Here is a 2,630-nt window from a genome sequence, read left to right as displayed (position 1 = left end):
ACGCCGACCTCCGCCTTCGGTTCCGGCCCTTCCTCTGCGGCGGGGAGGGACGGGGCGGGGATCTCGGGTTCAGTCACGCCTCAACATTAGACTGGGTGACAGGAAGCGGCACACTTAGGCGGAGGACAGCATGGCAGATCAGCGCGAAGAGCATGGTACCGATTCAGACGAGGGCCGTTCGTACGCCTCGATGTACCGCAGCGGCCAGGAAATCGAGTGCTGGCGCACGGACATGGACGGCGTGCTGGTCCACGAGAACCAGCCCATCCCGGGCGCGGCGGAGCTGATCCAGCGCTGGGTGGACACCTCCAAGCGGTTCCTCGTGCTGACCAACAACTCGATCTTCACGCCCCGGGACCTCGCGGCCCGGCTGAGCTCTTCCGGGCTGGAAATCCCGGAGGAGAACATCTGGACCTCGGCCCTGGCCACGGCCCAGTTCCTCAAGGACCAGGTCCGCGGTTCGGAGTCGGGGAACCGCGCCTACACGATCGGCGAAGCAGGACTCACGACGGCGCTCCACGAGGCCGGCTTCATCCTCACCGACCAGAACCCCGACTTCGTGGTGCTCGGCGAGACCCGCACCTATTCGTTTGAAGCCATCACCATGGCCATCCGCCTGATCCTCGCCGGCGCGCGTTTCATCGCCACCAACCCGGACGCCACCGGGCCCTCGAAGGACGGACCCATGCCTGCCACCGGGGCCATCGCCGCCCTCATCACCAAGGCCACGGGGCGCGAACCGTACATTGTGGGCAAGCCCAACCCGATGATGTTCCGGTCGGCGATGAACCAGATCGACGCGCACTCGGAAACCACGGCCATGATCGGCGACCGCATGGACACCGACATCATCGCCGGCATGGAGGCGGGCCTGCACACGGTGCTGGTGCTCAGCGGCATCACCCACCGGGACGATATCGCCGCGTATCCGTTCCGGCCGAACCAGATCCTGAATTCCGTGGCGGACCTCAAGAACCAGATCTGAGCAACACCCCAGAACGCGATACCTCAGAACGCGGTCTTCTTCCCGCCGCCGCCCGGCAGCGGGAAGAGGTCGTCCTGGAGTTTTTCGATGATGGGCCGGTAGATGAACGGGCTCCAGCCAGGGCTCGCGTGCTCCGGCCTCGCCCCGTCGGTGCGCAGGTCATCCGAGACCATGTTGGTTTTGAAGGACAGTGACCAGGTGTCCCGGGCGGTCTCGTAATCCACCGTCTTGTCCCGGGGGTTGCCGATGAACGCCATCTTCGTTTCGCCCAGCTTCCCGACGAAACGGCTGGCCTCAAAGTGGAAGATATAGGCGGATTCGGACTGGATCAGCACGCTGGACGGCGCGATCGGGGACAGCTGTTCCAGTGTCTGGTCCACCACCTGACCCCAACTGCGTTCATTCTTGTGCAGCATCCTCTCGCCGAGCTCATAGCCGCCGCGCAGCACTGTGGGGAAGCGGAACCCGCTTTCGTAGAGCATCACCACACCCTCGAACCAGCTCTGGTCCAGCACGTCGTGCCGGCTCGCCGGGCTGGAGTCGAGCAGGATGAACGCCACTTCGACGCCGTGCAGTTCGCGCAGCCGGGCCGCCACCTGGGTTGCCACCATGCCGCCAAAACTATGGCCGTAGAAGTAGAGGGTGGTGAGATTGTGGGCGCGGACGTGCTCGATCACGGCGATGACCACCTCGTCGATGTCCAGGCCTTCGTTGGAATACCCGACGGCGGCGAGCTGGCCCCTCTTGTTCAGGGAGCCGCGCAGCGCGTTCAGGATCCACAGGGCTTCTTCCCAGCTCGTTTTGTAGCCGGGGAACAGGATCCAGCTGGCGTGGGGGTAATACCGTTCGGCAACGTCATCAGGTACTTCGAGGACCCGGCTGACACGCCGCTCGGCCTGCACGCGCTGAGTGAACAGCATGTCCGCCGCCAGCAGCGACGCGGACCCTGCGCCGATCAGGAACGATCGCCGGGAAACCCGTTTAAGCTCGACGGCGCGGCGGAGCATGCGGGCCTCGGAAGCACCGGGGCCTCGCGGATGGTTCGGATCCATCTCGGCCGGCACATCTCTACCGTATCCACGCTTCGGCGGGGATGAGAAACCGGACCATACAGCGGTCCCGAAGCTCAGCGTGGAAGCGCCGCTGGCACGCCACTGTCGCGGTTGGGGCCATTGGCACGCCGTTGAAGCGCCGTTGCCGGTTACGCGGGTTCGGGCTCGCGGCCGACCTCGCGGCGGCTGATTTCCATGCCGATCTCGTCATAGGTCGCCAGGAGTTCCGAGCGGGCCATGTCAGCGGGATCATCGAGAAGGCCGAACACGGAGTCGCTCGCGGCGAAGAGTTCGTCGTCGGAGAACCGGTTCAGCTTCCGGGTGCCTGAGGGATCGATCGAGGCCGTAAATTCCCCAGCCATGTCCAGAGGTGGCAATCCAGCGGAATCGTCGCGGTGCGCGGTCAGTTCCAGGGAGACTCCACCGGGAGCCGGCATGCCGGCGACCTCCGAGCCGGAGGCCCCGCCGTCGATCGCGTTGAGGTCGTTGCGCAGGCCGGCCAGCGCCGCTGATTCCACGAATGCGGCCAGGCCGAGGTCGACGCGGATGTGCGAGATGATCCCCATGCGGCGGATGCGCTGGATAAGTTGCGT

Annotated in this window: 3 protein-coding genes; 1 reads left to right on the top strand and 2 read right to left on the bottom strand. The window is 65.4% G+C overall.

Annotated features, from left to right (window positions below; genetic code table 11):
• The first annotated feature begins 130 nt into the window (after window positions 1-130).
• Window positions 131-985, top strand: coding sequence for an HAD-IIA family hydrolase (locus tag LQV45_RS25025; RefSeq protein WP_230009322.1), 855 nt, complete (start codon window positions 131-133; stop codon window positions 983-985).
• A 23-nt stretch (window positions 986-1,008) separates the two neighbouring features.
• Here LQV45_RS25025 and LQV45_RS25020 read toward each other — a convergent pair whose 3' ends face one another.
• Both LQV45_RS25020 and LQV45_RS25015 read right to left on the bottom strand, forming a co-directional pair.
• A complete protein-coding gene (locus LQV45_RS25020; RefSeq protein WP_308288926.1) occupies window positions 1,009-2,037 on the bottom strand; it encodes a thioesterase domain-containing protein in 1,029 nt (342 codons plus the stop codon).
• Between the two features lie 149 nt (window positions 2,038-2,186).
• The coding region (locus LQV45_RS25015) for a hypothetical protein (protein ID WP_230009320.1) at window positions 2,187-2,630 on the bottom strand (444 nt) is incomplete at its 5' end.

Source organism: Microbacterium sp. Bi128 (assembly GCF_918698205.1).
The sequence above is the reverse complement of the archived record's forward strand: the minus strand, read 5'-3'. Positions and strand labels throughout refer to the sequence as shown.

Bases quoted from the DNA above. Each gene is read 5' to 3' on its own strand.
- LQV45_RS25025 (WP_230009322.1), top strand. From the start codon at position 131: ATGGCAGATCAGCGCGAAGAGCATGGTACCGATTCAGACGAGGGCCGT.
- LQV45_RS25020 (WP_308288926.1), bottom strand. From the start codon at position 2,037: ATGGATCCGAACCATCCGCGAGGCCCCGGTGCTTCCGAGGCCCGCATG.